General features: G+C 58.0%; 37 protein-coding genes, 1 tRNA gene and 1 pseudogene. 17 read left to right on the top strand and 22 right to left on the bottom strand.

Going from position 1 to position 26,190, the window contains the following annotated elements:
• Positions 1 to 8 precede the first annotated feature (8 nt).
• On the bottom strand, positions 9 to 335 hold the full coding sequence (locus tag H096_RS15975; RefSeq protein WP_010564181.1) for a phage holin, lambda family: 327 nt from the start codon (positions 333 to 335) through the stop codon (positions 9 to 11).
• Between the two features lie 108 nt (positions 336 to 443).
• Here H096_RS15975 and H096_RS15970 point away from each other — a divergent pair, with 108 nt between their 5' ends.
• A complete protein-coding gene (locus H096_RS15970) occupies positions 444 to 743 on the top strand; it encodes a hypothetical protein (RefSeq protein ID WP_033899858.1) in 300 nt (99 codons plus the stop codon).
• Positions 744 to 757: 14 nt separating this feature from the next.
• Here H096_RS15970 and H096_RS15965 read toward each other — a convergent pair whose 3' ends face one another.
• The 17 genes from H096_RS15965 to H096_RS15890 all read right to left on the bottom strand — a co-directional run bounded on the left by H096_RS15965 (position 758) and on the right by H096_RS15890 (position 10,340).
• Positions 758 to 946, bottom strand: coding sequence for a hypothetical protein (locus H096_RS15965; RefSeq protein WP_033899856.1), 189 nt, complete (start codon positions 944 to 946; stop codon positions 758 to 760).
• Positions 947 to 1,058: 112 nt separating this feature from the next.
• On the bottom strand, positions 1,059 to 1,973 hold the full coding sequence (locus H096_RS15960) for a DUF1983 domain-containing protein (RefSeq protein WP_241495510.1): 915 nt from the start codon (positions 1,971 to 1,973) through the stop codon (positions 1,059 to 1,061).
• Positions 1,974 to 2,122: 149 nt separating this feature from the next.
• Positions 2,123 to 2,197, bottom strand: a tRNA-Tyr gene (locus H096_RS33935).
• A 211-nt stretch (positions 2,198 to 2,408) separates the two neighbouring features.
• Entirely contained in the window at positions 2,409 to 2,792 is a 384-nt protein-coding gene (locus tag H096_RS15955) for an antiterminator Q family protein (protein WP_025858898.1), read from the bottom strand.
• A complete protein-coding gene (locus tag H096_RS15950; protein ID WP_033899852.1) occupies positions 2,789 to 3,073 on the bottom strand; it encodes a hypothetical protein in 285 nt (94 codons plus the stop codon). The genes H096_RS15955 and H096_RS15950 overlap by 4 nt, the downstream gene beginning before the upstream one ends.
• 168 nt (positions 3,074 to 3,241) lie before the next feature.
• Positions 3,242 to 3,832: a hypothetical protein gene (locus tag H096_RS15945; protein WP_033899850.1), complete on the bottom strand. Its 591-nt coding sequence runs from the start codon at positions 3,830 to 3,832 to the stop codon at positions 3,242 to 3,244.
• The gene (locus tag H096_RS15940; protein WP_051422075.1) at positions 3,819 to 5,249 is read right to left on the bottom strand and encodes a replicative DNA helicase; all 1,431 of its coding nucleotides are present in this window, start codon (positions 5,247 to 5,249) and stop codon (positions 3,819 to 3,821) included. Before H096_RS15940 ends, H096_RS15945 begins: the two co-directional genes overlap by 14 nt.
• The gene (locus tag H096_RS15935) at positions 5,246 to 6,067 is read right to left on the bottom strand and encodes an ATP-binding protein (RefSeq protein WP_033899848.1); all 822 of its coding nucleotides are present in this window, start codon (positions 6,065 to 6,067) and stop codon (positions 5,246 to 5,248) included. The genes H096_RS15940 and H096_RS15935 overlap by 4 nt, the downstream gene beginning before the upstream one ends.
• Positions 6,054 to 6,800, bottom strand: a complete 747-nt coding sequence (locus tag H096_RS15930; RefSeq protein WP_051422072.1) for a hypothetical protein — start codon at positions 6,798 to 6,800, stop codon at positions 6,054 to 6,056. The genes H096_RS15935 and H096_RS15930 overlap by 14 nt, the downstream gene beginning before the upstream one ends.
• Positions 6,797 to 7,033: a hypothetical protein gene (locus tag H096_RS15925; RefSeq protein WP_033899845.1), complete on the bottom strand. Its 237-nt coding sequence runs from the start codon at positions 7,031 to 7,033 to the stop codon at positions 6,797 to 6,799. Before H096_RS15925 ends, H096_RS15930 begins: the two co-directional genes overlap by 4 nt.
• On the bottom strand, positions 7,030 to 7,626 hold the full coding sequence (locus tag H096_RS15920) for a hypothetical protein (RefSeq protein WP_033899843.1): 597 nt from the start codon (positions 7,624 to 7,626) through the stop codon (positions 7,030 to 7,032). Before H096_RS15920 ends, H096_RS15925 begins: the two co-directional genes overlap by 4 nt.
• A complete protein-coding gene (locus tag H096_RS15915) occupies positions 7,623 to 7,937 on the bottom strand; it encodes a hypothetical protein (protein WP_033899842.1) in 315 nt (104 codons plus the stop codon). The genes H096_RS15920 and H096_RS15915 overlap by 4 nt, the downstream gene beginning before the upstream one ends.
• Entirely contained in the window at positions 7,934 to 8,752 is an 819-nt protein-coding gene (locus H096_RS34535) for an ORF6N domain-containing protein (protein ID WP_033899833.1), read from the bottom strand. The genes H096_RS15915 and H096_RS34535 overlap by 4 nt, the downstream gene beginning before the upstream one ends.
• The gene (locus H096_RS34120; protein ID WP_051422071.1) at positions 8,749 to 9,246 is read right to left on the bottom strand and encodes a helix-turn-helix transcriptional regulator; all 498 of its coding nucleotides are present in this window, start codon (positions 9,244 to 9,246) and stop codon (positions 8,749 to 8,751) included. Before H096_RS34120 ends, H096_RS34535 begins: the two co-directional genes overlap by 4 nt.
• A complete protein-coding gene (locus H096_RS15900) occupies positions 9,243 to 9,569 on the bottom strand; it encodes a hypothetical protein (protein ID WP_051422069.1) in 327 nt (108 codons plus the stop codon). Before H096_RS15900 ends, H096_RS34120 begins: the two co-directional genes overlap by 4 nt.
• Before the next feature lie 8 nt (positions 9,570 to 9,577).
• Positions 9,578 to 9,895, bottom strand: coding sequence for a hypothetical protein (locus tag H096_RS15895; RefSeq protein ID WP_033899831.1), 318 nt, complete (start codon positions 9,893 to 9,895; stop codon positions 9,578 to 9,580).
• A gap of 205 nt (positions 9,896 to 10,100) precedes the next feature.
• Positions 10,101 to 10,340, bottom strand: a complete 240-nt coding sequence (locus H096_RS15890; protein ID WP_033899829.1) for a hypothetical protein — start codon at positions 10,338 to 10,340, stop codon at positions 10,101 to 10,103.
• Between the two features lie 82 nt (positions 10,341 to 10,422).
• Between H096_RS15890 and H096_RS15885 the strand changes: the two genes are divergently transcribed.
• The 10 genes and pseudogenes from H096_RS15885 (at position 10,423) to H096_RS15845 (ending at position 15,812) form a co-directional block, all read left to right on the top strand.
• Positions 10,423 to 11,283 (top strand): helix-turn-helix transcriptional regulator, encoded by an 861-nt coding sequence (locus tag H096_RS15885; RefSeq protein ID WP_051422067.1) that lies wholly within the window; start codon positions 10,423 to 10,425, stop codon positions 11,281 to 11,283.
• Between the two features lie 77 nt (positions 11,284 to 11,360).
• On the top strand, positions 11,361 to 11,672 hold the full coding sequence (locus H096_RS15880; RefSeq protein WP_162240121.1) for a helix-turn-helix transcriptional regulator: 312 nt from the start codon (positions 11,361 to 11,363) through the stop codon (positions 11,670 to 11,672).
• 298 nt (positions 11,673 to 11,970) lie between these two features.
• Positions 11,971 to 12,555 (top strand): hypothetical protein, encoded by a 585-nt coding sequence (locus H096_RS15875; protein WP_033899827.1) that lies wholly within the window; start codon positions 11,971 to 11,973, stop codon positions 12,553 to 12,555.
• The gene (locus tag H096_RS15870) at positions 12,552 to 13,022 is read left to right on the top strand and encodes a hypothetical protein (RefSeq protein WP_033899825.1); all 471 of its coding nucleotides are present in this window, start codon (positions 12,552 to 12,554) and stop codon (positions 13,020 to 13,022) included. The genes H096_RS15875 and H096_RS15870 overlap by 4 nt, the downstream gene beginning before the upstream one ends.
• Before the next feature lie 76 nt (positions 13,023 to 13,098).
• Positions 13,099 to 13,287 (top strand): annotated as a pseudogene (gene csrA, locus H096_RS34820) (carbon storage regulator CsrA); the annotation flags it as partial.
• Between the two features lie 221 nt (positions 13,288 to 13,508).
• The gene (locus H096_RS15860) at positions 13,509 to 13,790 is read left to right on the top strand and encodes a hypothetical protein (RefSeq protein WP_033899824.1); all 282 of its coding nucleotides are present in this window, start codon (positions 13,509 to 13,511) and stop codon (positions 13,788 to 13,790) included.
• On the top strand, positions 13,787 to 13,954 hold the full coding sequence (locus H096_RS34240; RefSeq protein WP_191983007.1) for a hypothetical protein: 168 nt from the start codon (positions 13,787 to 13,789) through the stop codon (positions 13,952 to 13,954). Before H096_RS15860 ends, H096_RS34240 begins: the two co-directional genes overlap by 4 nt.
• The gene (locus H096_RS15855) at positions 13,947 to 14,573 is read left to right on the top strand and encodes a hypothetical protein (protein ID WP_156717488.1); all 627 of its coding nucleotides are present in this window, start codon (positions 13,947 to 13,949) and stop codon (positions 14,571 to 14,573) included. Before H096_RS34240 ends, H096_RS15855 begins: the two co-directional genes overlap by 8 nt.
• Before the next feature lie 35 nt (positions 14,574 to 14,608).
• Entirely contained in the window at positions 14,609 to 14,803 is a 195-nt protein-coding gene (locus tag H096_RS15850) for a DUF4224 domain-containing protein (protein WP_005785292.1), read from the top strand.
• 10 nt (positions 14,804 to 14,813) lie between these two features.
• A complete protein-coding gene (locus H096_RS15845) occupies positions 14,814 to 15,812 on the top strand; it encodes a tyrosine-type recombinase/integrase (protein WP_033899818.1) in 999 nt (332 codons plus the stop codon).
• A gap of 61 nt (positions 15,813 to 15,873) precedes the next feature.
• Here H096_RS15845 and H096_RS34740 read toward each other — a convergent pair whose 3' ends face one another.
• Both H096_RS34740 and H096_RS15840 read right to left on the bottom strand, forming a co-directional pair.
• The gene (locus H096_RS34740) at positions 15,874 to 16,008 is read right to left on the bottom strand and encodes a hypothetical protein (RefSeq protein ID WP_277621471.1); all 135 of its coding nucleotides are present in this window, start codon (positions 16,006 to 16,008) and stop codon (positions 15,874 to 15,876) included.
• Positions 16,005 to 16,331: a hypothetical protein gene (locus tag H096_RS15840; protein ID WP_033899817.1), complete on the bottom strand. Its 327-nt coding sequence runs from the start codon at positions 16,329 to 16,331 to the stop codon at positions 16,005 to 16,007. Before H096_RS15840 ends, H096_RS34740 begins: the two co-directional genes overlap by 4 nt.
• Before the next feature lie 392 nt (positions 16,332 to 16,723).
• Between H096_RS15840 and mutS the strand changes: the two genes are divergently transcribed.
• Together mutS and fdxA are read left to right on the top strand one after the other, a co-directional pair.
• Positions 16,724 to 19,303 carry a DNA mismatch repair protein MutS gene (mutS, locus tag H096_RS15835; protein WP_033899815.1) on the top strand — a complete coding sequence of 860 codons (2,580 nt, stop codon included), beginning with the start codon at positions 16,724 to 16,726 and terminating at the stop codon, positions 19,301 to 19,303.
• A gap of 142 nt (positions 19,304 to 19,445) precedes the next feature.
• Positions 19,446 to 19,769, top strand: a complete 324-nt coding sequence (gene fdxA / locus H096_RS15830) for a ferredoxin FdxA (protein ID WP_033899812.1) — start codon at positions 19,446 to 19,448, stop codon at positions 19,767 to 19,769.
• 493 nt (positions 19,770 to 20,262) lie between these two features.
• Here the strand turns inward: fdxA and apbC are convergent, their stop codons facing one another.
• On the bottom strand, positions 20,263 to 21,357 hold the full coding sequence (gene apbC, locus H096_RS15825) for an iron-sulfur cluster carrier protein ApbC (protein ID WP_033899810.1): 1,095 nt from the start codon (positions 21,355 to 21,357) through the stop codon (positions 20,263 to 20,265).
• 171 nt (positions 21,358 to 21,528) lie between these two features.
• Between apbC and metG the strand changes: the two genes are divergently transcribed.
• The 4 genes from metG (at position 21,529) to H096_RS15805 (ending at position 25,794) form a co-directional block, all read left to right on the top strand.
• A complete protein-coding gene (gene metG / locus H096_RS15820) occupies positions 21,529 to 23,580 on the top strand; it encodes a methionine--tRNA ligase (protein ID WP_033899809.1) in 2,052 nt (683 codons plus the stop codon).
• Positions 23,581 to 23,850: 270 nt separating this feature from the next.
• Positions 23,851 to 24,807 carry an electron transport complex subunit RsxB gene (gene rsxB, locus H096_RS15815; RefSeq protein ID WP_033899808.1) on the top strand — a complete coding sequence of 319 codons (957 nt, stop codon included), beginning with the start codon at positions 23,851 to 23,853 and terminating at the stop codon, positions 24,805 to 24,807.
• A gap of 58 nt (positions 24,808 to 24,865) precedes the next feature.
• Complete coding sequence (nth, locus tag H096_RS15810; protein ID WP_033899807.1) at positions 24,866 to 25,504, top strand: endonuclease III; 639 nt, start codon at positions 24,866 to 24,868, stop codon at positions 25,502 to 25,504.
• A gap of 107 nt (positions 25,505 to 25,611) precedes the next feature.
• Complete coding sequence (locus H096_RS15805; protein ID WP_033899805.1) at positions 25,612 to 25,794, top strand: hypothetical protein; 183 nt, start codon at positions 25,612 to 25,614, stop codon at positions 25,792 to 25,794.
• 84 nt (positions 25,795 to 25,878) lie between these two features.
• Here H096_RS15805 and H096_RS15800 read toward each other — a convergent pair.
• Positions 25,879 to 26,190, bottom strand: a 312-nt coding sequence (locus tag H096_RS15800; protein WP_162240120.1) for a response regulator transcription factor, incomplete at its 5' end; no start/stop codon positions are given.

Below are 26,190 nucleotides of genomic sequence, written 5' to 3'. Positions count from 1 at the left end.
GGCGCGGATTACAGCGAGTCAGCCTTGCGACCAATAAACCTGTCTGAGTAGTCGCGCAGCTTCTCAACACCTACGAACCCAACCGCGCCACCGGCGAAGGTAGCCATGCCCTGAGGCAGTCCCATCCACTCCAGTAGCGGCACCAGAGCCAGGGTAATCAGCCCGCACAGGGCGCCCTCAAGGATCATCTGGCGACGAGTGCCGCCGCCATACACAACCCGCAGGATGGCAATGAGCACCGATAAGCCAGAGGCATAGAGTTGCGGCTGGTGCGCTGCAAGCCAGGCAAATGCAGCGGCCCACAAGTTAGGGTCTTTTTCGGGCATGGGAGCCATCTCAGTTCCTCCCCTTCAGGGAGTTAGGAAAAAAAAGCCCGCTGGGTGGCGGGCATATGGCTCCGTGCTATCGTCGTGACTCCTACAATCGCAACAACGGATGGAACCATGGCAAATTTTATCGTGACTTTTGAGTTTAAATCTGACGACTCACGCCAAGCTCGATACGACTCGTTCGTGAAGAAAGTTAACGAACTAACGGCTTACAAACACTGGGACGAAACTACGTCCTTTTACTGCTTTGAGCTGGATACGACAGCAGAAGATCTATGCTCGACCTTGTATGTCGGTAGCGACTTCAACTCAACCAAGGACATCATGGTTGTGATTGATGTCACCAACAAAAAGAAAGCCACAAAAGGCCCATTGAAGTATCCGAGCTTGCTCGATTCGTATCTCGGATTCTGAGTCACCCTAAGTATTTAGGTCATCTGCGACTCAAGCTCAGCGACTCGGCGCTCGTACCGCTCGAGCGTCTCCTGATTTAACCGCAGAGCTTCCGATAACTGCTTCTCCCGAGCTGCGGCATCAGCATGCAGCTTAGTCACCTCTGCCAGCTTCGACTCCTGCGCAATGACAGCCTCGACAGCTTGGCGGTATTCGCTCCTCATGCTCAGCTCCAGAATTTTTAGATTTGACTCAGCTCCAGCAACACTCCCAGCTCGGAGCAATGGGTGTGGCGGGGCCGAAAACGAAAATGCCCGCTCAGTGGCGGGCCGGGGATTAGCGTGAGCGGTGGAGCAAGCCGCCAGGCATGAGCTCCTTGCGGATCAGCGACTTGACCCGATCGTCGAGATTAGAGCCCAGCAGGTCAACCTGCTCTTTCAGTTCTTGGCCAAGCTTGGTCTCGCCGATCTTGCCTGCGATGTCCTGGAGAATGTCAGAGGCGCTTCGGTCATTGATGGCGAAGCGATCAGCCGAAACCACGAACTGCGATGGCAATCCAACGCCCATGCCCGCGGCGTACAACTTGCCGTTCTCGCCGAGCTGCATCCGCACGCTCCAGGCAGCGGGCCATGGCGACTTTATGATGCCGTCCTGAATCAGGGCCTCACGGATGTAGACCTGGTCGCCATCAACCTTGAGGGGTTCAGGCTGTTCAGGCTCTGACTGGTCCAGATTGCCGAACCGCACCCGCACGACACCATCACAAGTGATCGCGGTGCAGCCGCCGTTGTGTACGATCCGCGTGCCTGCGAATTTCGCCTTCGCGAGGCGATCAGCAAGCTCTTCCTCGGTTTCAAGTCGGGCGTAGCTCAGGAACAGGCGGGAATTGAACGACTCATCGCCATAGCTCGCATCGAACTCTTCGAACTCGGCGGCGTGACGATATTGCTCCGGCACCCGCTCAAGCTCTGCCTGCATGAACTGGAGCAGGTTGGCGGCATTCTTGGGCAGGTCGTACTTGCTCCAGCTGGCCACTTCGACCGACACCATCTGGCGCTCTGGCGCATTGGCCGCGCTGCCGATGGTGCAAGAGTTAATCTCGAAATCACCGGTGGCTTGATCGAGCTTCCAGCCGGAAACGCCCGGCACGTAGTTGCTGGATTGGATAGAGCCGGACATTTTCCGTGCCTCATAACGAGAAAAGGCCCGCCGATATGGCGAGCCTTGGAATAGGTTGATGGTCTTTCCCATCAGTCCGCCAACACCACCCCGCAAGCACAACTGAGGACTAGGGTGTGTTGGCTGCCGGTGTTCTTTCGTAACGCGTGACTACCGGCGATACCGCGTCCAGGCCCTGCCCGAAGGCCCACCCTGGCTATGGCTAACGCCCACATCAAAACTGGTGCTGCCTGATGGAATCGAACCACATAGCACTCGGCGCAGGATTTACAGTCCCGTGTGCGTCCCAGCGCACATTCAGTCAGCGAAAACTTGGCGGAAGGCGAAGGAGTCGAACCCTTACCGTTTCCAGCAGCTCCGGGTTCAAACCGTATTGCCCACCACTGAGCGCCGCCTTCCAGAAACGAAAAAAGCCCAGCGGGTTAGGCTGGGCTTTTGTCTGGTGTCGCGCTTGAAAAGCTGAACACGTTGCCATGAAAACAAGGCTATTCCGCGAGTGCAAGTTTTTTATGCGGCGTCGATAAGTTTCTCCAGCGAGCAGTCAATCCAGCCGACGCCCGTCTTGATGATCTCCCTGGCCTTCGCCTCACTCATGTCGTACTTATTGCCGATTCGCTTGGCTGGCCACTTGGCCGCGTAGTACAGCCAAACGAAGTCGCCCATCTCCGGGGCCCGCTTGCACAGCCTCGCGACAGCGCCATCAACGACGCTGGCCAATTCGTCCGTGATGACGTAGGACTTGCTCGTCGATGGGATCATGTCCCGCATGATCGCCCAGGACGGTGACACATAGCTCGGGACGCCCATGCCGTCCATGCGCCAGTAGCCCCACTGCTCAAGCATGTACTCGGTATCGCCCAGCGGCAGACGTGAAGGCTTTCTTGTATTCATGCCGCTTTCCTCGGTGTCGGTTCATTCAGGCCAAACAGCTCTCGGAGCATCTTGTCGGCGATTTTGTTCTTGGCGTGCCCCTCAGTGATCCACCGGCGGGCGTAGTCCGGGAACCCAAGACTGCCACGGTGGTTTCCCCAGTCTGCGACCAGGTCCATCAGCGCGGCGGCGCCGATACGGCCGTTGGGCTTGTCGAGCAGCAGCCGGTTGCCCTGCTTGAGGAAATCGCGCTCGTCAGAAGTCAGAACTTTGCGCGGCAATGCCGCCGTTACGTTACTCATTTGCGGCACTCCCGAGGCTTTTACAAACCTCCACAATCACAATTTGTGGATGCTGGGCGCAGGCCCCGCAATCCGTGGCTTGTAGCGGAAAACGTGAATATTGGAATCTAACGCCTGTCTGTTCGGAGCCAGCGCTTTGAGCGATCCGGTCTAACGCTTTGCGCTGGGTCATAGCGTTGCACTCCGAACCTGCAGGTATTCATTGGGCTTCATGTCGTTGCGAGCCTGGGAGGAGATAGCGTGGCTCCAGGATCGATATGCCTCCTCGGGCGAATCTCCAACACCGGCCCACGGGTGTTCCTTCGAGTAGCACCAGAACGTGCCACTGCGGCCAGTGATCCGCGCCTTCGGTAGTCGCCCAGTGAACCCGACCTTGTGCCGCGCCAGCCAGCACTCGACCGCCGGCCAGATGATCTCTTGCTCGGGCTTGGAGAAGTCGCCCTTTCCTCCGTTGCTGTAGACCTCAGCCAGGCCGTAGTCCTGATTTGCCACCCACAGGACAAAGCCGCTTGGCGTGTGGATCATCTTGTAGCCCTTCATCGTCCAACCCCAGTCTTCGGGAAAATCCCGGATTGAGGCGGCGATACGCTCTGCTTCGGGATGCTTGGGCACCGGAACGACCACAGTCCCTTTCGGAAGGATGCAAGGCTTGCCCGCCTCCATGGCAGACTGCAGGGCGCCCAATGCTTCACCGGCAACGAAAGGTGCGGGAGCGGCGCTACGCCCCAGCAGGCGATCAAACAGCTTAAAACTTCTCATCGTTCTTCCTCCCTTTGAAGCGACTGGCGAGCGGGCGGCCCATCTCGACCTCTTCTTCTGACGGATATGGGTTGCCGATCAGCTCGACAAATCGGTGGTACGCACCCTGATGCTGAACGCGACATGAGCCGGTCGGGCCGTGACGGTTCTTGTCTACGATTAACTCGGTAACCCCGGCTTTGCCTGCGTCGGACTCACCGTCGCGGTGAACCAGGATCACCACATCGGCGTCAGCCTCGATCTGCCCTGAGTCGCGCAGATCGCTTTTGGTCGGGCGCTTGTTGGGGCGGCTGCTTGGACCTCGATTGAGCTGGGCAAGCACCACGATGGGCACCGCCAGCTCTTTTGCCAGTCGCTTCAATCCTTTGCTGATCTCGGTGACCGTTTCGTATCGGCTCGACGACTTGTTTTCGCCATTGACCAGTCCGATGTAATCCAGGGCGACGAATGCAAGGCCGTGCTCGCGCTTCACCGTCCGGCAGATCTGCCGAATGTCACGCAGGGTCAGTGATGAGTCGTCGCACATGATCAGCGGGGCATCCATCAGCTTGTTCACCGCCGAGGTAAGGCCAGGCCAGTCAGCGTCGGTCATCGAGTGACCTTCGCTGATGTGCTTGAGCTGGACGCTACCGACCGAGGACAGCGAGCGGTTGGTCAGTTCCACGTCCGTCATTTCCAGCGAGAACACCAGCGCCGGCTCGTTCTTGACCAGGGCGACACGCTCGGCAATGCCAAGGCCCAACGTGGTCTTGCCGCTGCCGGGCGTTCCCGCCACCACCACGACGTGACCAGGACAGATGCCTGGGATGAATTCGTCCAACGACGGCAGGCCCGTATCAAATCCAAGGCTTGCCGTCCGATTGAACCGGCGATCAACGCCATCTATCGCCTCGGGCAGGATGTCCTTGATGAACCGGTACCGGCGGCGCGAGTCGAGCCCTTCCGCCTCAAGCGACACCCAAGCCTGCTGGCCCTGGCTCATCACCTCGTCCAGCGGCTCACCATCGATCAGGCGCTGACTCATGATTTGCGCTGCCGCGATTACACGGCGGGCGACCGAGCGCTGTTTGACGATTCGGGTGTATTCGTTGAAGTTCGCCGAGCCGGGGGTGTTCTGCACCAGCAACCCCGCTACCGCCAGAGAGCTTTGACCATCAGCAAGGTGCGGCCGGGCCTCGAAGATGGTCACCACATCGACGCCAACACCTTTTGAGCGCAACGCCGTGACCACGCCAAACAGCTCCGCGCACGCAGGGTGATCAAAATCCCCCGCGGTCAACTTGCCCGCCGCCTCATCGATCAGATCCGGCCATTGGATCATGCTGCCGATCAGGGCGTATTCAGACTCATGGCTACGAACTTTCGACTCAAGAACGTCTTCAATGGGCGGCAAATCAATCGTGGCGTAACCTTTCATACTGAACCTCCCGAACGTGCCGACTTCCAGGTGAACGGCGCCAACAGACCGCCGTTCTCACGCAGTCGGTCGGCGGCGCGCGGGCCGATGAAGCTGTGCAGATCCTCCGGTTTCTGATTGCTCACCAGGATGGTTGGCTTGATCAACTGGTAACGGCGGTCGATCACCTCGTGCAACAGGCCGGGCGTGAAGTCCTTCCCAGGCTTCGCGGTGTGCATACCCACCTCATCGATCACCAGTAGATCGACAGATGCCAGCTCGTTGATCAGATCCGTCTTGGATGGCCCCGAGTTATTGCGGAAGCTATCGGTCACGGCCTGTGTGATCGACTCCGCGGTGACGATCAACCCGGTATACCCACCAGTGTGGACAACGTGCTGCAGGATCGCGCAGGCCAGGTGCGTCTTGCCGGTACCGATCTCGCCCATCAGCATCAGGGCGCGGCCGGCGGTCAAGTGCTCCCCGAAGCCCTCGGCGTACTTGCGGCAGATGCTCAAGGCGCGCTGCTTGTCCTTGTCGTTGCCAGTGACGTAGCTGTCGAGGCTGCACTTGCGAAAGCGCGGAGTGATGCCGGTGGCCATGAGGTCGCTGTTGAGGCGATCAGCTTCGACTTGGGCCACGGCCTGCAAATGTTCCTCGCGATCCTTGGGCGTGTTGTACAGCGCTTGCCAGCGGCAGGCCGGGCAGGTGTTGAGCTTCCACGATCCGTCGAACTGCTCCACCAGCGACTGCTTGAACGCGTTGTGCCCAGGAGTACCGCAGGACCTTTCGCGGGTATCAGCCAGTTCCGGCGCCAGGATGAATTTAGAAACGGTCATTGGGGTACATCTCCTGGGTATGGGTTGGCACGCTGAGGACGGCGCTTTGACTTGAGTCGCCCCCATTGGCAGGCTTGAGCACGTCCGTCCAGCGCTCGCCGTTCAGCCAGGTCGATGCCATCGGCACGTATTGACCGTCGTCCTTGGCCCAGTCGCGGGAAATGCGGTGATTGCCAAGAGCGGTCATCAGGGTCATGCGAAGCTCCGCGCCTGGCTTGAGCTTTTCCCAAGCCTTTCGAGCGTCTTTCTTCGATTTCTTATTGGGGTACAGCTTCCAGAAAACTTCGAAGGCTTCGGCCATGTCCTTGTCCGCCATAGGTTTTTCAATCCTTGCTGCTTTATTCAGTCCTTGCTTACCTTCAATACTTACTAGGGGGGGATTTACCGGCGACGGTTCCACCGGGCCCGGATAATCCGTCGCCGGTGATTCCGACACGGTGTAGGATCGCCCTCCGAACTCGCCACCCTCGGCGCGCTCAAGGAAGATTTGCAGGTAGCCAGCCTGCTCCAGTTCGCGGATCAAGCCACGAACAGCATCCCGGCCGGATGCCTTGCCCAGGCAGTCCTTGGTCTGGCTGATCAGGTGGTGCGTGGATACTTCCCAGTGGTCAGGCTTACCCAGCAGGAATACCAACATCCCGCGGGCGGCCCAACTCAGTCTCTGGTCCTCGCTGATCGCCTTGTTGAGCAGGTAGAAGTTCCCCTCAGGGCGAGGGGCGCGAATGATGCTCATATGTCCAACTCCCGCGTTACCCGAGCAATGAACGCGTCATAGGTTTCGGTCATGACGACGCCACGATCCTCCAGGGCGCCGCGGGCAGCTTTGGCCATGCCGTAGACCTCCCAGCGGTCACGCTCGGGCAGATGGCGGCAGTTGGAATAGCAGGGCCAGGGGCCGGCGACCACTTCGGCGGTGGTGGGGGTAACTACCGGAATCCCGGTAGTTGATTCCATAGGGGTGGTCATTGCAGCGTCTCCGAGCCTGGAGCATTGGCAATTGGCGTCTCGCCGCAGGCAATCGAAGCCACGCCGCCCGACAGCCTCTCGATCAGGACAACAAGCGCCCCCATGGCGTCAAGCGAGTGCGCGCGGGCGAGATCCAGCTCAATGAGTTTCGGGCAGTTACCCTTGATATGCTCATGCGATCGATTGACGTAGTTGAATCCGACCTGAGCCAGATCTGCAGTCGAAAGGGCTGTGAATGCTGCGGTTGGTAGCGGGCTGAGCGCTGGAGGCCGAACGGGAATAGGCAAGGATTTGGACTCCAGCCCTTCCATCAAGCACTTCCTCTGGTGGTCGAGATGGTCAGCCGAGACTTGCTGAGCTTCATGCCCAGTCCTGCGCCTGAACATCACGGCCAGCGCCATGCATACCTCCATCAACCCAACGTGACTACAATCCCGCTCGGTGATTCCTTCACCTTCAGAGACCGCCTCTACCGCGTCTGCGGCCAGCTCAAAGCACATGAGCAGCAGTGCCGCCTCATCGAATTTTTCGAAGTGGGCCTCATTGATGATCTCAACGGGTGCCGGTGTTGGAAAATTCAAGACTTTGCTCATAGCGCACGCTCCAAGCGCTGGATCAGCGTCCGCATTTTGCGTTTGGTACTGGTGGTCAAGTAGCGAGCTGCAAGCCAGCGCTGGAACGCAGCATCGGTAAATCGCAGCACGCCACTGAACCGTTCATCCTCGGGGTCGATACGCTTGCGCGGCTCATTTGGGTATGGGTGCCCGTAGGCAGTGAAGTAGGTCTTGTAGAGAGCATTCAGCTCGCGGCGCAGGCTGTTGCGCTGGGTCTCGGCCTGCTGGTAACTCACCGCAGCATCGGCGATCTGCCCCATGAGTTCTTCGTAGGTAATTTTCTTGCTCATAGGGGTGACTCCGAAGTGAATTTGCTAACGGTGAATTTGCCGTCCCAGGTCTGTTTCATGGGCAGCTTCTCGGCGAGATACATGTCGTGCAGCCGGCGGGCGCCCTCCTCCAGCATCACCGGCGTGTACTTGATAAACGGCAGAATCCCTTCGCCGCGAATCGTGATCGGCTTCTCTGTCAGCCAGTGCTTATCGCGCGGGATGGCGTAAACCCTGTATTTCGGAGAGCTATCAGGATCGCGTTCGGCGTTGAAAACCCATTTGATTTCGATGAGATACGCCAGCATCTGCTGGGAGTTGACGCCGTTGAGGCGCTTAGCGAACTGAGGGACCGTCTCGCCTGGCATGAACAGGTTCTCCAGCGCTTCGATCTTCTTCGCCTGCTGCTGATTCTCCAGCGCCAACACCTCGTTCTGCTCCTCCAGATCGGCAGCCAAGCGCATTGCCTCGGCACGGGTCTGCGGAACGGGGAACGGTTGAGGTCGGAAGTAGTTGCTCACCAGCTGGCGCTGGACGGTCCACGCCAGATCATCGGTCAGCGACTTGACCAGCATCAGGTAGCCTTGCTCTGTAAGGACGATCAAACCGCGATTGGGTACGTCCTGCTCTAAACCGCGAATTTCGCTGTTTTGAGATCGGGACAACACAAAGTAATCAGCCCCATCAATCAGGCGGTCACGGTGCTCGCGGAAATTACGCCCCGCCGTGTCATCTGGTCGCTCATGCACCTGGTCGATCATGGCGAGCGTGACAACACGCTGGCCGCGATACTCGACGATCGGTAGCTGGGTCTGGTGGATGGTGATCGTGTTCATTGTCCACCCTCCAATCCGAAGGCGAGCCAGTGAATATCCACTAGACAGGCGCGAGCTATTTCTGCGAGATAGGAGGTGCGCTTTGTTTTGCCACTTTCGATTTGGCTGATTGAGGTCTGGCGCGTGCCGACCAACTTCGCGAGATCGGCCTGACTGAGGCCGGCAGACTCCCGCGCCAGCAGGACGCGGTCGGCAAGTGAAGCCTCAAGCCCCACCGGGATCCGCGCCACGTTTTCGGGTTGCGTACTTTGTGGCGCGGATTCGCCGAGTGTCTTGAACTGGTCGATGGCGCTATAAACTCCGCCGAACCCTGTGTCACTGAAGTACTTCGCCACCTCAAACAAGGTGCCGATTCCTTGCTCGCCCTCGTGCAGGTGGTCTAGGTGGATGGCCTTGATCAGTGCGTGCTGCCACTCGAGCACATCTTTGGCTGCACACAGCTGAAACTCAGCTTCTTGCGAAGCCTCTTGCATGGTTGGTAGTGGCTCGTTCATTTGGCGGCTCCCTGGTGAGGGATGTTCTGAAGCTTGTAGGCGGCGGCAGCGCCGGCCTCGGCCATGGACATGGAGAGCAGTGCAAGCGAATTGATAAGCCAGCCGGCACTCATGGCGAGTTCATCAGACAGTTCGCCGTGATTCGCGGCGTGCACGATGAGTTCACCTACGGCCGCTACGCCTTGCAGCGTACTGATCTGGAAGTTGTCGTTGGCGTTCTCAACGCACTGCAGCTGTTCGACCTGGGCAGGCGTGAGCTTTGCCCCTTTCGCGAAGGTGGATGGAAACTCGCGCTCAACGTTGACCAGCAGCTGGTTCCACATTGGAGGCTTCATTGTGCGTCCTCCGCTTCGTATGCTGCCTTGAGCCCGCGCTCAGCTGAGCGGGTGAGCGCAGATACAACATCACCTATGAAGCCCAGGGTGCGAACCTCAGATAGGTACGCGAGCTCCCCATCGTTGATTGCATAGGCGAGTCGGCCACATAGCTGGCTGATGCCGTCGGCCAGATCCGAAGCCACGGACAAAGCCTCGATAAGGTTGGCATCCGCTTTAACGCTAAAAAGGTCGGTGTATTCCACGCCAAACTCACAGGGTTTAAGTTTCGGCAGTTGCACTGTTTGTTGGGTGGTGCTATTTTTCGTTTGCATCTTTTGTCCCTTCGAAGACAAAGAATCACCAAAGCCACCAGCTCCACACTGGTAGCGACTAAGAACCCGCCTCCACAGCGGGTTTTTTATTGCCTGGAGTTCGGGCTAGCCAGAAAACAAAAGGTGGATCGATGCTGCCATTGTGAAACTCCAATACTGGATGCCTAAACAGGCCATTTGTAGGCTGTTAGCAAAATGCTTGTTTTCAGGTGATAATCACACCGTGGTTCAGGGTGAGGCGAAGTAGCCGAGGAAAGAAGCTGATAGCAGCAACCTCACCTTTGGTAGCTAGGTGGATTGCTTCCGCCAACGCCTCAGAAGGCCGTCGCGTGCCGCAGGAAATCTGTTTGAGGTAAGCAATGCTGGTGTCGCAGGCCTTGGCCAGTTCAGCTTGCTCGCCTGCGCTACGGCCTTTCATCCAGGCCGCCAATGTGTGGTTGTCCATGGGAAACCTCTTTTGAGCGATGCTGGGAAGATTAGCAAAACGCTTAATTTTGGCAACCATTATTTAAGCAAGCGAGGAACTGATGCTCGATTCAAAGCAGATACGCCGCCAAAATCTTGAGCACATCCAAAAGCACTTCGTGTCCCGAAAGATGCTGGCGGTCGCGCTTGAGGTAAGTCCGGCAATGCTCAGCCAGTTATTGTCGGCGACCCCCAAGCGGGAAATCGGCGACAAATTGGCCCGTAAAATTGAGGAGATGCTCTACCTGCGAAGAGGATGGATGGATACGCCTCATACCGAGGAAGAGGTCCGCAATCTCCGAGAGCTGAGCCCTGGCTTCCCCGCCAAAGGGGAAACACCAGAGCAGTACGCTGAGGGGATGATTTCTACCAAGGCAATGCGGGCGAAACTCGAGAGAATTGGCCGGGTTCTGGGCGAAGCTCTAACTGATACCCAAGAGGCCGATCACGCGGAACTGGTACAGATATCGACGTGGGACGACGAAACCCCATTGGACTACGACGAGGTATACATCCCCTTCCTGAAGGAAGTAGAGCTTTCTGCAGGGAGCGGTCGCACGGTGATTGAAGAAAGTAGTCATGCAAAGCTGCGGTTTGGAAAACATAGCCTTAAGCGACACAACGTTGACCCAGCAAATGCTGTCTGCGTGCCAATCAAGGGCAACAGCATGGAACCCATCCTAAAAAATGGAGCAACCGTTGGGGTTGATCGTGGAAATCGGACCATCACAGACGGTGATCTCTACGCGATAAGTCATTCCGGACAGCTCAGGGTCAAGCAGCTCTACAGAACCCCTTCCGGCATCAGAGTTCGCAGCTTCAACCGGGATGAGTTCCCGGATGAGGAATACACATGGGAACAGATTGAAACCCAGGAACTGATGATAATCGGCCGGGTTTTCTGGTGGGCGATGTTCGCGTAAAAAATTAAGCAAAAAGCTATTTACACAATTAAGCATTATGCTAAAGTCCACTCCATGAACTTTTGGAGATGGACAGCATGAACGCACTCACCTATGGCAACTGGAAGGCCTTTACCGACAAGGGCCTCGCAGTCATGGAGCTTATGTCCTTAATGGGCAAGGCTTCCGGCAAGACTGCCAAACAGGTTGCTCGCGACCTTGATCGCTCCCATCACACTATCGTCCAGCGCATGAAGTCCGTCCGTTTCAAGCTGAAAGCTGTTTCGGAGTCGGCCGCAGTTGCTGAGGCTATGCGATTAGGAATAATCGCGTTCTGCATCACCTCTTCACCTAATCCAGAGCACACCCCTGAAGATCATCAGGCCGAGCAAGGCGTGTTCGTCGCTTAAAGCAGCGGCGAGCGCCTTCATTGAGGGCGTTGTCCGGTGCTAAGGCATCACGCGGCGAGCCATGGTGCGGCTAGGCATGGCTGGGTCTGGTAAGGCGTGGCATGGGCTGCAAAGCAGCGTACAGAGCTTTCACTGAGAGCTCTGTGCGATGCGAAAGCATCACCATGGCGCTGCGCGGTTTGGCTTGGCGCGGCTTGGCGCGGTAAGGAATGGCGGGGCGTGGGCTGGATGTATCAGCGTACTGGTCACCACTTGGTGATCAGTGCAGTGAAACAACCATCAAGGTAGGGTACGGAAAATGCAGACGATCAAACTCAAACTCATTGGCCAGTCGCCGCTGCTGATGCACAGCGACCGGTTCGCCAATCCGTTGGACGAAGCGACCAAGGGTCACAAAGTGCTAACCAGCAAGCGCAAAAAGCTGGATGAGGACCACGCCGATATCGCCAAGTCGGAATGGCTCGGAGCGCTATATCATGATGCAGAGCTCGGTCCATTCCTGCCCGGACAGAACATTAAGTCAGCACTCGTTGGTGCGGCAAAGATCCAGCGCCTGGGTGCTGCGTTCAAGCGTGCTGTGCTGGTTCTGGATGATCGTTGCAAGCTCGAATACACCGGGCCGCGCGACCAAGAAAAGATGTTCGCCAACCCACGCTTTGTAGATGCGCGCAGCGTGGTGGTGGGCACCTCCCGGATTATCCGGTACCGCCCTAAGTTTTCGGACTGGACCACCACCGTTGAAATTATGTATTCGCCCGAAATGATCGAGCGCGAAGATGTAATCCGAGCCGCCGAGAACGCAGGCCTGTTCGTTGGTCTCTGCGACTACCGCCCAGAGAAAGGTGGTGCGTTCGGTCGCTTCAATGTCGAGGTGATGGAATGACCAATACGACACTCCACCCTGAATGGCGCCAGGCAGCTAAAGATATTGCCGAGAAGTTCAAATATGGCGATCTGGTGAGCATGGTCTGGCTCCAGGAAGCATTTCACCTGCAAGAGCCAAAATGCATCGATGAATTCAAGTCTTACCAACTTGATTTTCTCGCCAGCATGGATGCCCTTCGCCAGGAACTTCTTGAAGAGCATAAGTTGGTTCTTCGTAATGTTCGCGGAGCCGGCTATGAAGTAGTTGAGCCAAACGAACAAGTTGAGTTCGCATGGCACTCGGCATTCGGAAAGGTAAAACAAGAGCTGGGCAAGTTGGCCGGTGCAATTCGCAATATCCGCTATGACGAGCTTTCAGAAGAAAAGCGCCGGGAACATGCTGACGCCCAGGCGAAGCTGTGTGGCGTAACGGCTTTCGTGCGACGCGAAGGCAAACGAAAAACAGGACTGCTCAAAGCGTCCTAACAAAAAGAATTAACCAATCTTCACTGATTTCCATATATCGGCGGGCCACCCGCTTGCCTGAAAAAGGAGTTTGACCATGTTGATTCTCACCCGAAAGCCAAGTGAAAACATCCGGATCGGCGACGACATCATACTTACCGTGCTTGGCGTCAGCGGACAGCAGACACGGCTGGGCATCACTGCCCCTCCTGGGGTAGCAGTGCATCGTCAGGAAGTCTACGAGCGCATCCGCGCAGAGACGGTTGCTGCGGGGCAGTCTGAACAAACCGCCGACACCCACGACCCTGATGCATCAGTGAGCATCGATGAGCGCGTGAAGATGGCGGCAGACGCCAGGCGCTACCGCCACCTGCGAGATAGGGCTCTGATCGAAGATGTCGACAACGACCTGCTCGTGTTGCGAGGCGACCGCTACTTAACCGGCGAGGAGTTGGATCGGGAAATTGACAATGCCCTGCGCCTGGCCCGCCTGCTGGAGTCGCACCCATGCGCCGAATGATCGCTATCGCCCTGCTGCTGGTAATCGACCAGGCCGCCGCAGGCGAGCAGCTGATCGATGTACAGCACGACAGCGTGCGCTCGGTCACCTGCTGGATCATCGCGGGCACCGGCATCAGCTGCTTGCCGGACAGTTCGCTCCTACAGCAGGGCACGACCACCGCCACCCCAGAAGATGAGGCAGCACGGGTCTCTCTGGTAGTTTCTGCCGGCGAGATTGGGCCCGCCACCGCCGCCCCACTCCCACAGGAAAAGAGGTTCCAACTATGAACCGCTGCAACGGTACCAAGGCCCAGCGTTTGATCGAGCTGTTCAACGCCCTACAGCGCCGGGAAACCACCTTCGGCCAGATCTACAAGCTGTCGGAATCGTGCGGCATCGACGCGCGCCGGGTGCTGGCTGACCATTTTCAGCGAGGCGCGAGCCATGACTGACTTGATCTGTCGTAAATCAATGAACCGCTGCCAGACGCCTGGGATGTGCTCACCGCACGGTGGTTGCCAAACGCCAGAAACGGCTTCTGCATTCCGCGCCCTGCTGGCCGAGCGAAACTCGCTGGCCTATCTGCTCAAGCGTTTTGTGGATGGCGAGCACGACCAGGGCGAGAACCAGGCCGAGCGCCACATGTACCACGACGAGGCGCAGACCTTGCTGGCGTACTTAGGTGGCGAGGTGCAAGGCCATACCTTGGTGCCGGACGAAGCCCTGCGAACACTGACCGCTGAACGAGATAAATTGATCGAGGACTACGACAAGGCCTGGCGCCACGACCTGAACGACAAGAAAAATTATGTGGTGCTGAGCGCGGAGGTCGTTCGGCTGAGCGCTGAGCGCGACGTACTGCGAAAAAGCCTGACAGATGTGTTCAACCACATCGAGGGTAATACCGAGTGCCTGGTGCGCGATCTGGTCAATTGGGGAACGCCGAAGATCGACCCGAACGACTTCTATGCCGAGTGCGAAACCATCAAGGCGATCGCCAGCGCCGCGCTCAATTTAGATGTCGCGACACCATCCACGGATAACGAAACCGTGTCGCGACACGAAGCATAAAAGTGATCCAGGGTCACAATTTAAAGGAGGTAGGTATGTTTCTAACAGCAGAGGAAGTTGCCGACCTGACCGGCTATAAGAAACCAGGGGCTCAGATAAAGTGGCTGACCGCCGAACGATACGGGTTCGCGGTAGGTGGTGATGGGCACCCAAAGGTGCTGCGCCAGGTTGTCATCGGGCGCCTGGGTGGTATTCAATCAAGGAAGGGGCCGGAGTTGCGGCTGTGCTGAGGTGAGATAGATGCGACCGCGCAAGAAGGACCGGCACCTGCCGGCGTGCATGTACCAGAAGCACGGCGCGTACTACCTGGTCCGCAAGGGCAAGTGGTTGCGCCTCGGCACCGAGTTTCAGGCGTCTCTCGCCGAATACGCCATGCTGCTGGACAAGCGCAGCCTGGGCGGGATGCCTAAACTGATCGACGACGCGCTCGAGCATATGCGCACCAGGACGAAGCCGGCGCTGAAACCGAACACGCTCAAGCAATACGAGGCGGCGGCCGAGCGATTGAAGGAAAACTTTGCCGACTTCGAGCCACGCGAGGTGCTGCAACGGCACGTCGTCGCGCTAAAGCTGCATATGGCAGACACGCCGAACATGTCGAACCGGGTGATCTCGGTGCTTCGGGCAGTCTTCACTTACGCCCTGGAGCAGCAGATTGTCGATTCGAATCCGTGCATCGGCGTGCGCCGGCACCTGGAGCACAAGCGCGACAGGTACATAACGCACGGCGAGTTTCAGGCGATCTGCGCCAACTCAAGCGACAACATGCGAGTCATCTATGAGATGTGCTACCTGACAGGCCAGCGCATCGGTGACGTGCTGGCCATCCGGTTGGCCGACATAAGCCCCGAGGGCATCGCCTTCAAACAGGAGAAGACGAACGCGAGGCTGCTGGTGCAGATGACGCCAGACCTGGAGGACTTGGTGGCCCGGGCAAAGGCGCTTCCACGGAAGATCCGCGGGCTCACGTTGTTCTGCTCGCCTCGCGGCGGAAAGCCGGTGCACTACAGTTCGGTCAAGGACGCATTTGCGATCAGCTGCAAGAAGGCCGGCGTCGAAGATGCCAGTCTCCACGACCTCCGCGCCAAGTCGCTTTCCGACACCGATGATCAGGGCAACGACGCACAGAAGCTCGGTGGCCACACCGACGCCAAGATGACGCAACGTTATCTGCGCCTGCGCAAAATCAACGTAGGCCTACCTCCGACAATGCCTAAAAAAACTCAAGAATCGCAGTGAGACAAATTAAAGGCCAAAAAAAACCCCGCTAATGCGAGGTTTTTTTGACTGTTGAATGCTATCAAGCAGCTTTCTTTTCGTCCACATGAGACTCAAGCGCCAAATCAATGGCGTCTAGCTTGGCTTCAATGGACTCGAGAATAGCGGCTGCTTTACGAGCAATGGCGGCAAATTCGAAGTCAGATAGCTTTTTCACAGGAAAGGCCTCGCGTCTAGTTGTTTCACAAATTCGTTAAGGGCAAGCGCGTCGTCAGCGTCAATAGCTCGAGCAATACCCTCCATGCAAGAAACGTACTCATCAGCCTTGTCACCTGTCAGAGAATCATCAATCTCATCTGCCAAAAAGCTGATGAGAAGGGCGACTTGTCTGAAATGCTCGGCGATTTCAGCGTATGTCGGGTTTTCAAGCTGAAGCACGCTGATGTGGAAGTTCTTGGCTTGGTGCAACACTCGGTTTGCGGCGTTGAGGAGCGACTCATACAAATGCCGTACTGCCTCAACCTTTTCCGTAGGACTCATCCCTGCAAACCCCGAATTCAAAATAGTCGCGGGATTCTACAGGAGGAACCACTTGTGTCAACCAAGCACACCTACAATCAACCACACACACACGCTTCGTCAATAGTATTTTCGTGAATTATTTAGATAGAGAGAAATGATTGGAAAACTCAATTCCGAAACGTTTCTCTCCAACCAACCTCCCACAAGTACGACATTAGCGCATTGTTGGGGTTCCGCCAGATTCAGCGGAAAATATCCGTCGCGCTTGGTAACTCATCGGCGAAATTGAATTTTTCTTTAGCCATGGGGCCTTCAATCTGTCGGCGCCCGCCTCCGACAATGCCTAAAAATCCCTGTAGTATTAGACAGATGTGAATTGTCAAATAGACAGGCAGAGCTGAACCCCCCGTATGACCGACCTCTCCAGCCACACCCCGATGATGCAGCAGTACTGGCGCCTCAAGAACCAGCACCCTGATCAGTTGATGTTCTACCGCATGGGCGACTTCTACGAGATCTTCTATGAAGACGCGAAGAAGGCCGCCAAGCTGCTGGACATTACCCTGACGGCGCGTGGGCAGTCGGCGGGGCAGTCGATTCCGATGTGTGGGATTCCTTACCACTCGTTGGAAGGTTACCTGGTCAAGCTGGTGAAGCTGGGCGAGTCGGTGGTGATCTGTGAGCAGATCGGCGACCCGGCCACCAGCAAAGGGCCGGTGGAACGTCAGGTGGTGCGCATTATTACGCCGGGGACGGTGAGTGATGAGGCGCTGCTGGATGAGCGTCGCGATAACCTGATCGCGGCAGTGTTGGGCGATGAGCGTCTGTTTGGCCTGTCGGTGCTGGATATCACCAGCGGCAACTTCAGCGTGCTGGAGATCAAAGGCTGGGAGAACCTGCTGGCCGAGCTGGAGCGTATCAACCCGGTTGAGCTGTTGATCCCGGACGATTGGCCGAAGGATTTGCCGGCGGAAAAACGCCGTGGGGCCAAGCGTCGTGCGCCGTGGGATTTTGAGCGTGACTCGGCGCTGAACAGTCTGTGCCAACAGTTTTCAGTGCAGGACCTTAAAGGCTTCGGTTGCGAGACCCTGACCCTGGCCATCGGCGCCGCCGGTTGCTTGCTGGGCTATGCTAAGGAAACCCAGCGCACCGCCTTGCCGCATTTGCGCAGCCTGCGCCATGAGCGTCTGGACGACACCGTAGTACTCGATGGCGCGAGCCGTCGCAACCTGGAGTTGGACACCAACCTGGCCGGTGGACGTGATAATACCCTGCAATCGGTGGTCGACCGTTGCCAGACCGCCATGGGCAGCCGTTTGCTGACCCGTTGGCTGAACCGCCCGTTGCGCGACTTGAGCGTGCTGCAGGCGCGTCAGACTTCTATTACTTGCCTGCTGGACGGCTATCGCTTTGAAAAGCTGCAGCCACAGCTCAAGGAAATCGGTGATATCGAGCGCATCCTGGCGCGGATCGGCCTGCGTAATGCGCGTCCGCGTGACTTGGCGCGCCTGCGTGACGCCCTCGGTGCCTTGCCACAATTGCAAGCGGCGATGAGCGAACTGGACACACCGCACCTGCAACAGCTCGCAGTCACCGCCGGTACTTACCCGGAACTGGCGGCGTTGCTGGAAAAAGCCATCATCGACAACCCGCCCGCAATCATCCGTGACGGCGGCGTTCTGAAGACCGGTTACGACAGCGAGTTGGACGAACTTCAAGCTCTGAGCGAAAACGCCGGGCAGTTCCTGATTGACTTGGAAGCCCGCGAAAAAGCCCGTACCGGCCTGGCCAACCTGAAAGTCGGCTACAACCGTGTGCACGGCTACTTCATTGAGTTGCCGAGCAAGCAGGCCGAGTCGGCCCCCATCGACTACCAACGTCGCCAGACACTGAAAGGCGCCGAACGGTTTATCACCCCAGAGCTGAAAGAATTCGAAGACAAGGCACTGTCGGCCAAGAGCCGTGCCCTGGCTCGGGAAAAGATGCTCTATGAAAACCTGCTGGAAGACCTGATCAGCCAGTTGGCACCGCTGCAGGACACCGCCGCCGCCTTGGCTGAGCTGGATGTGCTGAGCAACCTGGCCGAGCGCGCGCTGAACCTTGACCTGAACTGCCCGCGTTTTGTCAGCGAGCCGTGCATGCGCATCGTGCAAGGTCGCCACCCGGTTGTAGAGCAGGTATTGACCACGCCGTTCGTCGCCAATGACCTGTCGCTGGACGACGATACCCGCATGCTGGTGATCACCGGTCCGAACATGGGCGGTAAATCCACCTACATGCGTCAGACCGCTTTGATTGTGCTGTTGGCGCACATCGGCAGCTTTGTGCCGGCGGCCAGTTGCGAGCTGTCCCTGGTGGATCGCATTTTCACCCGGATCGGCTCCAGCGACGACCTGGCCGGTGGCCGTTCGACCTTTATGGTAGAAATGAGCGAGACCGCCAACATCTTGCACAACGCCACTGAACGCAGCCTGGTGCTGATGGACGAAGTGGGTCGCGGCACCAGCACTTTCGACGGGCTGTCCCTGGCCTGGGCGGCGGCCGAGCGCCTGGCGCATCTGCGTGCCTATACGTTGTTTGCCACCCACTATTTCGAACTTACCGTGCTACCGGAAAGTGAACCGCTGGTGGCCAACGTGCATCTGAACGCCACTGAGCACAACGAGCGCATTGTGTTCCTGCACCACGTGCTGCCGGGGCCGGCCAGCCAGAGTTACGGTCTGGCCGTGGCCCAACTGGCCGGTGTGCCGAATGACGTGATCACCCGCGCCCGCGAACACCTCAGCCGCCTTGAAACCACGGCCCTGCCCCATGAAACCGTGGTCGCCAGCCCAGCCAAAGCCTCCAGCAAACCGGCCGCACCGCATCAGAGTGATATGTTCGCCAGCCTGCCCCACCCGGTGCTGGATGAGTTGGCAAAGCTTGACCTGGATGACTTGACGCCGCGAAAAGCGCTCGAAATGTTATATGCACTGAAGACTCGGATATAACGCTGACGCTTGCAAGCTGGTAGACTCTCGCGCGGTTTGGGATGCTGCAGGCTATTAGCCTGGCCTGCAGACTATCGCTCCCGAACCTCGCGAGCCCTGCCACAAAGGGTTTCGCTGCCGCCGCCTGAGGAGAAAATTAGAAATGACCTTCGTCGTCACCGACAACTGCATCAAGTGCAAGTACACCGACTGCGTGGAAGTATGTCCGGTGGACTGCTTCTACGAAGGCCCGAACTTCCTGGTCATCCACCCGGACGAGTGCATTGATTGCGCCCTGTGTGAACCTGAATGCCCGGCCGTCGCTATTTTCTCCGAGGATGAAGTCCCGGCAGGTATGGAGCAGTTCATTCAGCTGAACGTCGAGCTGGCTGAAATCTGGCCGAATATCACTGAGCGCAAAGACCCGATGCCGGATGCTGCGGAATGGGATGGCAAGACGGGTAAAATTGCTGACCTCGAACGCTGATAGCGTCGCGTCCAAAAAAGGCCCCTTGCGGGCCTTTTTGCGTTTCTGGAAGGTGGGTGTCACTTTCCTACAGGCAAAAAAAAGGGGCGGTATGACCCGCCCACATTTTTTCCCTAGTCCCTGTATTCCTTTTCATCATCCTGATGAATCGCATCCTGCGATATTCCTTTAACCATCGTTCCTTGATGGCTGTGTCAATCCGTGGACACAGGGCTGATGTTAGAGAGTTCCAAAGGAAGTTCAACGGGATCCATTTCTGCGGCTGACAGGCTTCGACGCTCAACAGACAATAATTAATTGTTATTTTTCAACAAGATAGAAAACTCTTTCACCTAACCGGGACGGACTTGGCGGGTAAAAAACCCAAACGCTTACGAAAAAGTAAGCGAATGCTTACACGACCAATTGCGTAAATGAGAAATAAACCCGCCTTGACCACTGCCCAGACATGAAAAAGCCCCGACACTGTCGAGGCTTTTTCCCTTCAATGCCCTCAGTCGTCGCTGACGGTGATGGTCGGCATCGCTGGCGCAGAGGCTTCCTGCAGCACAATACGCGCGCCCACATGGCGAGCCAGTTCCTGGTAAACCATGGCGATCTGGCCATCAGGGTCCGCCGCGACCGTCGGCTTGCCGCCGTCAGCCTGTTCACGAATAACCATCGACAGTGGCAATGAGGCCAGCAGTTCCACCCCATATTGGGTGGCCAGTTTCTCGCCACCGCCTTCGCCGAACAGATGCTCGGCGTGGCCGCAGTTGGAGCAGATGTGCACTGCCATGTTCTCCACCACGCCCAATACCGGGATATTGACCTTGCGGAACATTTCCACGCCTTTTCTCGCGTCGAGCAGCGCCAGGTCCTGGGGCGTGGTGACGATCACCGATCCAGCCACCGGGACTTTCTGTGCCAGGGTCAGTTGGATATCACCGGTGCCTGGCGGCATGTCGATCACCAGGTAGTCCAAGTCGCCCCAGGCGGTCTGGGTGACCAGTTGCAGCAAGGCGCCGGAGACCATTGGCCCGCGCCAGACCATCGGCGTGTTGTCATCGGTCAGGAAGGCCATGGACATCACTTCCACGCCCAAGGACTCAATTGGCACGAACCACTTCTGGTCCTTGACCTTCGGCCGTGTGCCCTCGGCGATGCCGAACATCACGCCTTGGCTCGGTCCATAGATATCCGCGTCGAGGATGCCCACGCGCGCACCTTCGCGCGCCAGGGCCAGGGCCAGGTTGGCCGCCGTGGTGGATTTGCCCACGCCGCCCTTGCCCGAGGCCACGGCCACCACGTTCTTGACGTTGGCCAGGCCCGGGATCTGCGCCTGGGCCTTGTGCGCGGCAATCACACACCGGATGTCGACATTGGCCGAACGCACGCCGTCGAGGCCCTCGATGGCCATCTGCAGCATCTGCGCCCAGCCGCTCTTGAACAGGCCGGCGGCGTAACCCAGTTCCAATTGAACCGACACCTGATCGCCCTGGACGTCGATGGCACGCACACAGCCGGCACTGACCGGGTCCTGGTTCAAATAAGGGTCGGTGTACTGGCGAAGCACGGCTTCCACCGCTGCGCGATTGACGGCGCTCATGGGCTACTCCCGAAAAAGACTGATTGAAACAGGCGGCTATCCTAACCGTTCCAGCGGCGTTACGGCATGCTTTCGCAGGTTCGGAAGATTCTGAAACAGCGCCACGGGGTGAAATATATTTCCCGGCGCTTTATAGTGGCCGACCTCCGTTTCATCAAGTAGCCGAGCCCCATGTCCGAGCCACGCAAGATCCTCGTCACCAGCGCCCTGCCCTATGCCAATGGTTCCATCCATCTTGGCCATATGCTTGAGTACATCCAGACCGATATGTGGGTGCGCTTCCAGAAGCATCGCGGCAATCAATGCATTTATGTCTGCGCAGACGACGCCCACGGTTCGGCCATCATGTTGCGCGCCGAAAAGGAAGGGATCACCCCGGAACAACTGATCGCCAATGTACAGGCTGAACACAGCGCCGACTTTGCCGAGTTCCTGGTGGACTTCGATAACTTCCACTCGACCCACTCCGAAGAAAACCGCGAGCTGTCGAGCCAGATCTACCTGCGCTTGAAAGAAGCCGGGCATATCGACCAGCGTTCGGTGACCCAGTATTTCGACCCGGAAAAGAGAATGTTCCTGGCCGACCGCTTCATCAAGGGCACCTGCCCGAAATGCGGCACCGAAGACCAATACGGCGACAACTGCGAGAAATGCGGTGCGACCTACGCGCCCACCGAGCTGAAGAACCCTAAGTCGGCAATCTCTGGCGCTACCCCGGTGCTCAAGGATTCCCAGCATTTCTTCTTCAAGCTCCCGGATTTCCAGCAGATGCTGCAAACCTGGACCCGCAGCGGCACCCTGCAGGACGCCGTGGCCAACAAGCTCTCCGAATGGCTCGACAGCGGCCTGCAGCAGTGGGACATCTCCCGCGATGCGCCGTACTTCGGCTTCGAGATCCCAGGCGAGCCGGGCAAGTATTTCTACGTGTGGCTGGATGCGCCGATCGGCTACATGGCCAGCTTCAAGAACCTGTGCGACCGCACGCCGGAGCTGGACTTCGACGCGTTCTGGAACAAGGATTCCACCGCCGAGCTATACCACTTCATCGGCAAGGACATCGTCAACTTCCACGCGCTGTTCTGGCCGGCCATGCTTGAGGGGTCGGGCTACCGCAAGCCGACCGCCATCGCGGTGCACGGCTACCTGACGGTTAACGGCCAGAAGATGTCCAAGTCCCGTGGCACCTTTATCAAGGCACGTACCTACCTGGACCACTTGTCGCCGGAATACCTGCGCTACTACTACGCCTCCAAGCTGGGCCGGGGTGTCGATGACCTGGACCTGAACCTGGAAGACTTTGTACAGAAGGTCAACTCGGACCTGGTCGGCAAGGTCGTCAACATTGCCAGCCGTTGTGCCGGGTTTATCCACAAGGGCAACGCGGGCCTGCTGGTGGCCGAGAACGCTGCGTCGGAACTGACTGACGCGTTCCTGGCCGCCGCGCCAAGCATTGCCGATGCTTATGAAGCGCGCGACTTTGCCCGCGCCATGCGCGAAATCATGGGCCTGGCCGACCGTGCCAACGCCTGGATCGCCGACAAGGCACCGTGGTCGCTGAACAAGCAGGAAGGCAAGCAGGCGGAAGTCCAGGCGATCTGCGCCACGGGCGTCAACCTGTTCCGCCAACTGGTGATCTTCCTCAAGCCGGTGCTGCCGTTGCTGGCCGCCGACGCCGAGGCGTTCCTCAACGTGGCGCCGCTGACCTGGAACGATCACACCACGCTGCTCAGCAACCATCAGTTGAACGAGTTCAAGCCGCTGATGACCCGTATCGACCCGGTGAAAGTTCAGGCCATGACCGACGCTTCGAAAGAAGACTTGGTTGCCAGCCAGACCGATACCGGTTCGACCGCACCTGCTGGCAATGGTGAGTTGGCCAAGGACCCGATCTCTGCGGAAATCGACTTTGATGCTTTTGCTGCCGTGGACCTGCGTGTCGCGCTGATCGTCAAGGCCGAAGCCGTGGAGGGTGCCGACAAGCTGCTGCGTCTGACCCTGGACCTCGGTGGCGAGCAACGCAACGTGTTCTCCGGGATCAAGAGCGCTTATCCGGACCCGTCCAAGCTTGATGGTCGCCTGACCATGATGATCGCCAACCTCAAGCCTCGGAAAATGAAGTTCGGCGTTTCCGAAGGCATGGTGATGGCGGCCGGCCCTGGTGGGGAAGAGATCTACCTGCTCAGCCCTGACAGCGGCGCCAAGCCGGGCCAACGTATCAAGTAAGCCTGCACGGTCTGGGGGTGTGGTTGTAGTGAGCGGGCTTGTCTGTGGTGAGCGGGCTTGCCCCGCGCTGGGGCGCGAAGCGGCCCTAAAACCAGCCACCCGGTTCTATCTGTAAAGACCGCGGTGGCAATGATGGGGCTGCTTCGCAGCCCAGCGCGGGGCAAGCCCGCTCACCACAAAAGCCCGCTCTCCACTGACAAGCCTGCTCACCACAAGAAAGCACAACCACTCCAACCAAGTTTGCATAACCGGCCTACCCATGATCACCCCATGAACCTCATTCAACGTATCGACGCGCTGCTGCCGCAGACCCAATGCGGCAAATGCGGGCACCCTGGTTGCAAGCCTTACGCCGAGGGTATTGCTCAAGGCGAAGCGATCAACAAGTGCCCGCCTGGCGGCAACGAAACCATTGCCGGCCTTGCGCAACTACTGCGCGTGCCGGTGTTGGAACTGGATACCAGCCGAGGGGATGCCCCGGCCCAGATCGCCTATATACGTGAAGCCGAGTGCATCGGTTGCACCAAGTGCATCCAGGCCTGCCCGGTAGACGCCATTGTTGGCGCCGCCAAGCTGATGCACACGGTCATCGTCGATGAGTGCACCGGTTGCGACCTCTGCGTCGCGCCCTGCCCCGTTGACTGCATTGAAATGCGCCCGACAGCCACGGTCTTGCCAATCGTCGGTGGCCTGGCGACAAATGATCAGCAACGCCATGAACGCCACCTCAAGCGCGACCGGGCAAGGCGGCGGTATGAGCAACGCAACGCGCGGCTGCAAAGAGAGGAAGCGCAAAAAGTCGCCGAACGCCAGGCGCGGGCCAAACGCTCAGTGCCGGTTTTACCCGTGCAAGCCGATGCAGCACAGGATGGCGCGATCAAGAAAGCCAAAATCACAGTCGCCATGAGCCGCGCCCAACTGCATAAGTCCTTGAAGGCCTTCGGTCACCCGCCAACCTTTGAACAACAATCGCAGTTGATCGTCTTGCAGCAGCAGTTCGAAGCGGCAGAACAAGCGCTGACGACGCTAGAGCTGGGCACCGCGCCGAAGACAATGGCAGCAACCGGTAATACTGCCGACCTGAAACGCGCGAAAATCCAGCTAGCGATGCGCCGCGCAGCGTTGAAGAAAGCCCAGGACTTGAACGCCAGCCCGCAGCAACTGGCCGAAGCGCAGCATGACCTCGACGAGGCGCAACGCCAAGTGGATGCCCACGGCAACGCCTGACCCGCAAAGCCTGTATTGCTACAATCCCGCCGATCGACTGCCAGGAAAAACCCACCCCATGAACGCCGCAAAACGCCTGGAAATTTTCCGCAGGCTCCACGAAGACAATCCAGAACCCAAGACCGAACTGGCCTACACCACGCCGTTCGAGTTGCTGATTGCGGTGATCCTGTCGGCCCAATCCACGGACGTCGGCGTGAACAAGGCCACGGCCAAGCTGTACCCCGTGGCGAATACGCCAGAGGCGATCTATGGCCTGGGTGTGGAGGGGTTGTCGGAATACATCAAGACCATCGGCCTGTACAACAGCAAGGCCAAGAACGTCATCGAAACCTGCCGCCTGCTGGTGGAACTGCACGGCAGTGAAGTGCCGCAGACCCGCGAAGCCCTGGAGGCCTTGCCAGGCGTTGGCCGCAAAACCGCCAACGTGGTACTCAACACCGCGTTCCGGCAACTGACCATGGCCGTGGACACCCACATCTTCCGGGTCAGCAACCGAACCGGCATCGCCCGTGGAAAAAACGTGGTGGAGGTGGAAAAGCAACTGATGAAGTTCGTACCCAAGCCGTATTTGCTGGATTCGCACCATTGGCTCATCCTTCATGGCCGCTACGTTTGCCAGGCCCGCAAGCCGCGCTGCGGCAGCTGTCGCATCGAAGACCTGTGCGAATACAAGGACAAGACGTCCGACGATTAAGGGATCATTGGTTTTCTCGATCAGTCGATTGAAAAAATCTTTTTTACCGGATCATGGATTATCGTTATAAGGAGCGCCAACGGCAGTCTTAGCCCGGAGTGAACCTTATGAGCACTGGCAAAGAGCAACTGGAAGTGGAAGACGACCTCGTTGAGTCGGACGACGAGGGGGCGGAGACACCTGTGGCAGAGGTCGCCAAGACCAATTTGAGCAAACGCCGCACTATCGACAATCTACTGGAAGAACGACGCTTGCAAAAACAGCTGGCCGATTACGACTTCGATCTCTGATCGAGCGAGCGACAGCCGGAAGCCTCCTTCAGGGAGGCTTTTTTCTGCCGGTGACCCGGGCAATACGCTGTGCTTTACCCTCCTCTATACCAAGCCGTTGCGCTGGGCCAGTTCGATCAGGTCCACCAGCGAACGCGCATTGAGCTTGAGCAGCAAACGCGTCTTGTAGGTGCTGACGGTCTTGTTGCTGAGAAACATGCCGTCGGCAATCTCCTTGTTGGTCCTGCCCCGCGCCAACTGCTGCAATACCATCATTTCCCGCCCGGACAGGCGCTCGACCATATCGGCTTCACTGGCATTGCCCATGGTGGAGCGTACCGAGTTGAGCGCCTGGTTGGGGAAGTAGCTGTAGCGCCGACTTCTATTAAAACGTAAATATTTAGGAGGGAAATATAA

The organism is Pseudomonas sp. FH1, from assembly GCF_000510895.2.
GTDB lineage: Bacteria > Pseudomonadota > Gammaproteobacteria > Pseudomonadales > Pseudomonadaceae > Aquipseudomonas > Aquipseudomonas azotoformans_A.
The sequence above is the reverse complement of the archived record's forward strand: the minus strand, read 5'-3'. Positions and strand labels throughout refer to the sequence as shown.